Origin of the sequence: Moorena bouillonii PNG, from assembly GCF_001942495.1 — a bacterium.
Taxonomy (GTDB): domain Bacteria; phylum Cyanobacteriota; class Cyanobacteriia; order Cyanobacteriales; family Coleofasciculaceae; genus Moorena; species Moorena bouillonii.
In genome coordinates this window covers 1-5,054 of sequence record NZ_MKZS01000005.1, presented here as the reverse complement: position 1 = coordinate 5,054, position 5,054 = coordinate 1, and the positions used below count along the sequence as shown (strand labels likewise).

Here is a 5,054-nt window from a genome sequence, read left to right as displayed (position 1 = left end):
ATTCCCGATTCCCGATTCCCGATTCCCGATTCCCGATTCCCGATTCCCGATTCCCCACTCCCGATTCCCGATTCCCTTCCTATAACTCCAACGAAACCCCTACTTTGGGAGTGATGACTTTGGTAGGCAGGTTCTGCTGGAGGAGTTGCGATCGCAATTCTTCGAGACTCCCCACTTCCCGCAGCACAGAAGCCAAAACCCCTTGATACTCTACAATTTCATCGGCTGCTGTGGGCAGAAAGACTTGGGGTTGTAACCATTGCGCCAACTGCAGTGCTGTTTTATGGCCTTGAATGACTGGCCCTAGTAACGGTAATTCTAAGGTCACGGCTGGGCTAATCACGATATCAACTGGGGCATAATCCTTGACTTCAGCAGGGGGATAGCCATGAGGTTCGTAGTAAAGACTTTTACCACTATCCAACTGCTTGATCAGATAGGCATTTTCCTGCTGGAATGGACCAATGGGTGCTCCTGGCAAGGCTCGGATTTCTATGTGATCTCCTAACGGAACACTTTCACCAGCAGTAAGGGTGGTTACCTGGGTATAACCTAGCTGTTTGACTACCTTTGTTGCACTAGTAGAGGCAACCACTGGAATAGTTTTGTCTAATTTTTCCAAGGTTGGCGTATGGGCGTGGTCCTCTAAGCCTTGGGAGAGCAAAATTAGGTCAATTTTATCGGGAATGCTGTTAAGTGCTTCCGGTTTGTCCCCTTTAAAGAACCAAGGTTGGTTGCCAAAGACCAATGAACCTACTAACCAGGGGTCAATCAGAATTCGTTGCTCTGGGAGTTCCAGTAGCCAGCTGTTTGCGCCGAAATGGGTGAGATACATACCAGTCAGAGAAGCTTCTTTTGCCTTAACCAAAACTACGATAACGCTTTTTAGGGAATCGGGAATCGGGAATCGGGAATCGGGAATCGGGAACAGGGAACAGGGAACAGGGAATAGGGAACAGAAAAAGTTAAACCCTTAAACCTTCAACTTTCAACTTTCAACTTTTTAACCTTAAACTTGACAAGTTTCATCATCCTCTTCAAAATTAACCCCTTCGTAAATATCACTAAAGTTAAGTTTAAAGTCGATAGTACTTAATTCCAGAATTGCTGCTTCTGAAGTTTGCTCAGTAAGTAACCATTGTCCTTCACTGGTTTTGGTATGTTGAATCACATGATATCTGGCCTGATCTATCAATATATATTCCTTAAATTGGGGAATTGAGCGATAGTAGAGAAACTTCTCTCCTTGGTCATAGTTTCTAGTAGATTTGGATAATACTTCAACAATTAGCAAGGGATTCATGACAGTCGTCTTACCTTTGCCGGTATAGATGGGTTTCCCCTGAATTACCATAGTATCAGGATAGGTATACTGGCTATAATCAGGTATCCACAATCGTACATCACCGATATAGATATCGTATGCTTGTCCTTTTAAGGCAAACTTCAAGTGAGCTGCAAAATTCAGAGCAATTTTATTATGATTTGTAGTGCCTCCAGCCATCGGTAAAATTTCTCCATCCCGATATTCACTTTTATAATCAGCAGCTTCTTCTAGTTCTAAATACTCGTCTGCTGTGTAGTAGCGTTTTTTATCTTTTAATAGCATAGTGCTTTCCTTTGATAATTTCTCATTTAGAAGGAAGAATTGAGAAGGAAGAAGGAAGAATTGAGAAGGAAGAAGGAAGAATTGAGAAGGAAGAAGGAAGAATTGAGAAGGAAGAAGGAAGAAGGAAGAATGAAGAATTGAGAATTGTAAATTCTGCCGTCTTAGAGGATATCTGAAAAGTTTTTTGATACTGAATTTTGCCCCCCTAGCCCCCCAATTCTGGGGGGAACAAGAATCAATTGGCTGGTATAAGTCCCCCAAACTTGGGGGATTTAGGGGGCTTATATGTAGCAAATGAGACTTCTCAGACAACCTCTTAATTATCAATTCTTAATTCTCAATTCTCAATTCTCAATTCTTAATTCTCAATTCTCCATTCTTAATTCTTAATTCTTAATTCTACATTCTTAATTCTACATTCTTAATTCTACATTCTACATTTCTTCCCTAGGAAGATCGCCTAGATCAAAAACAATGATGAATTGAGCATCCGGCATTAATCGTTTCAGAGCCTTTAAATGCCCTTCCGCATCAGAACGATTGCGAAAGCGACCAACAACAACTCGCTGCATCTTTGGTAACAGGCGAACGATGGCCCACGGGTGTAGGCGGTGATAGTAAGTCATAATTGGGTTGTCTGGGCGACCGAAGAAGGCGCTCAAGGAAGTGGAGGTTCCGTAACCTCCCTATAAGCTAGGGTTCAAGCTTCGTTCCTACCCGAAGGGGTACTACGAGATGGATATTCCGGCATTAGCTAGAATAATCCCGAATCGTTTTATCTCACAGCTAGAGGGTAATGCGTAACCAGTAACTTATACCGCAAGCCAATGGGTCGTTAAGGAAAGAACCAATAGGTTGACGAAAGGAATCGTTGATTGAAGCGTCGTAATAATTGATACTCCTACTAAAGCGGTAATGGGAGTAATAGCTCCAAGAGTTAATCCAGTAGATATTGGATAACTGAGAACTCCACGGACTCGGCGTAGAGACGACAACCTATAGTTCGCATCTTCCTTGTGTGTAACCGGGTAAGCCGAGATTGAGTCCCTACCTTAGGTCGATAGATAGGGTAGCCGAATCGTAAGAAAGGGTATAACTCTCAATCCGGTAAAAGTCTGAACCAAGCTAAAGCCAACACAGTGAAAACTAACGGGAAAGCGCTAAAGCGTATAACCGGTTGGATAGAGGAAATCCCTCAACTCGTGCAGAGTGCTGAATTTCAGAACTGATTCCGAGGGAGGAATATAATACATTTTCATCCTTAATTGTAATGGAAAAGATAGAACCGAACCCAAAGAACGGTATCGTAACTGAACAAACTACCCACTGGCACTCCATTAATTGGAAGAAAGCCTACAGGGAAGTCAGGAAATTGAGACGTAGAATATTCCGCGCGACTCGTGAAGGCGATTGGAAAAAAGTGAACAAGCTGCAACGCCTGATGCTACGCAGCTACTCAAACATACTCATAGCCGTGAGACAAGCCTCCCAAATTAACAAAGGGAAAAACACCCCTGGCATTGACAAAATAGCAAAATTAAATCCAGAAGCCAGGGGAGAGTTGGTCGATGCTCTAAAAGATTACAAGGCTTGGAAACCAATCCCGGCAAAACGAGTATATATTCCCAAACCTAATGGTAAGAAACGCCCCCTGGGAATACCTTGCATGATTGATAGATGTATTCAAGGTATCGTCAAGAATGCATTAGAGCCTCAATGGGAAGCCACCTTTGAACCATCCTCATATGGCTTCAGGCCAGGCAGAAGCACCCATGACGCAAGACAAAGGATATTCAACAACATTAAGGGCGAAAACAATAGAAAGTGGTGGGTATTAGACGCCGACATCTCCGGATGTTTCGATAATATTGCACATAAACCACTTTTAGACACATTAGGGAAATTTCCAGCCAAAACTTTAATAGCCCAATGGCTTAAAGCAGGATACATTGACAACAATGTATTTTTTGAATCAGATTCAGGGACTCCACAAGGGGGAATAATCAGCCCTTTACTGGCAAATATCGCTCTACACGGCATGGAAAAGGAGTTGGGAATTAAATATATATGGCGAAAAGATACTAGAAAAAAATCCGGAGGATATTGGGACAACATATCGAAAAGAGCATTCATCCGCTTTGCCGATGACTTCGTCATCTTAACTGAAAGCGAAGAAGATGCAGCGAACGCTAAGATAATCATTCAAAAATGGTTAATCAAAAAAGGCTTGAAACTCTCAGACGAAAAAACCCAAATACAACATCTAACACAAGGATTTGACTTCCTCGGATGGAATTTTAGGAAATATAAAACAACCGCCAGAAAAACCGGATTGGTAACCCTCATAAAACCTTCCAAAAAAAATATCAAAAAGTTCAAAGAGAACTTGAAAAAGGAATTTAAAAGATTCAAAAGCTTATCACAAGAACTGATAATTAATAAACTTAATCCTCAAATAAAAGGATGGGGAAATTATCATGATGGAGTGGTAGCCCAAAAAACAGTTAATTCCTTGGATTCATACATATTCTGGAAATTAAAAAGATGGGGGAAACGGAAACATCCCAAAAAAAGCTGGAACTGGATATCCAAAAAATACTTTGGAAAGCTATGTCCCGGCAGGGATGACATATGGGTATTCGGAGACAAATCCTTAAAAGAAGTATATCTTCAAAAACTCGCCTGGATTCCTATAAAACGCCATACTCTCCTGCAACATACAAACAGCCCAGATGACCCTGACTTAAAAGAATACTGGGAAGAGCGCAAAGCTAAACAAAGAGAAAAAACGGCAAAAGGAAGACTTTCTGCGGGGAAGGATAAAATAGCAAACAGACAGAACTATATATGTCCTGTTTGCAATCAATCCTTAGGTATAAGTGATGATTTACACATACATCACATCATACCAAAACACTTAGGTGGGAACGACCGGTATGATAATCTAATATATTTACATGCCGATTGCCACCACTCCATACACGCCTTGGGTGCCTCCAATCCCGACATACAGGAAATGCTGAGAGCCGGGATAAAGAAACCCTCTTTGAAACGGAACAAAAACCAAAAGGTACAAACCCATAAATCAAAGAAAAGAGGTGGTAGTGATAAATGAGTTCAAAAGGAATTGGTCGCGCCGTGTACTTGGAGACTTGTTCGCACGGTGCGTTGGGGACGAAGCGGGAGTAATCCCGCCGACTTACCCAATCCTTTTATGGGGCGATCTAGAGCCAGCCTAGAGATTTTGGACTGTCAGTAGGCTGGCTCTTCCCATGGACGTTTTTCATCCACTTTTATAGTATAACATAAAAAACGTTATATTATAACATATTTTTAAAATTTTTGTAACAAATTCTTTAGGGAGTAGGGTGTGGGGTATGGGGTGTGGGGAGATGGGGAGATGGGGAGATGGGGAGATGGGGAGATGGGGAGATGGGGAGATGGG

Annotated in this window: 5 protein-coding genes; 2 read left to right on the top strand and 3 right to left on the bottom strand. The window is 42.0% G+C overall.

Annotated features, from left to right (window positions below; all coding sequences use genetic code 11):
- Positions 1-79: 79 nt before the first annotated feature.
- Together BJP37_RS33955 and BJP37_RS33950 are read right to left on the bottom strand one after the other, a co-directional pair.
- The gene (locus BJP37_RS33955) at positions 80-835 is read right to left on the bottom strand and encodes an MBL fold metallo-hydrolase (RefSeq protein ID WP_075906796.1); all 756 of its coding nucleotides are present in this window, start codon (positions 833-835) and stop codon (positions 80-82) included.
- Positions 836-1,009: 174 nt separating this feature from the next.
- On the bottom strand, positions 1,010-1,609 hold the full coding sequence (locus tag BJP37_RS33950; RefSeq protein WP_075906794.1) for a Uma2 family endonuclease: 600 nt from the start codon (positions 1,607-1,609) through the stop codon (positions 1,010-1,012).
- 11 nt (positions 1,610-1,620) lie between these two features.
- On the opposite strand from BJP37_RS33950, the gene BJP37_RS40585 reads away from it, so the two are divergent.
- Positions 1,621-1,785 (top strand): hypothetical protein, encoded by a 165-nt coding sequence (locus tag BJP37_RS40585; RefSeq protein WP_158069895.1) that lies wholly within the window; start codon positions 1,621-1,623, stop codon positions 1,783-1,785.
- A gap of 258 nt (positions 1,786-2,043) precedes the next feature.
- Here the strand turns inward: BJP37_RS40585 and BJP37_RS33945 are convergent, their stop codons facing one another.
- A complete protein-coding gene (locus tag BJP37_RS33945; protein WP_075906798.1) occupies positions 2,044-2,235 on the bottom strand; it encodes an SPOR domain-containing protein in 192 nt (63 codons plus the stop codon).
- A gap of 644 nt (positions 2,236-2,879) precedes the next feature.
- Here BJP37_RS33945 and ltrA point away from each other — a divergent pair.
- Entirely contained in the window at positions 2,880-4,724 is a 1,845-nt protein-coding gene (gene ltrA / locus BJP37_RS33940; RefSeq protein WP_075906792.1) for a group II intron reverse transcriptase/maturase, read from the top strand.
- The last annotated feature ends 330 nt before the right edge of the window (positions 4,725-5,054 follow it).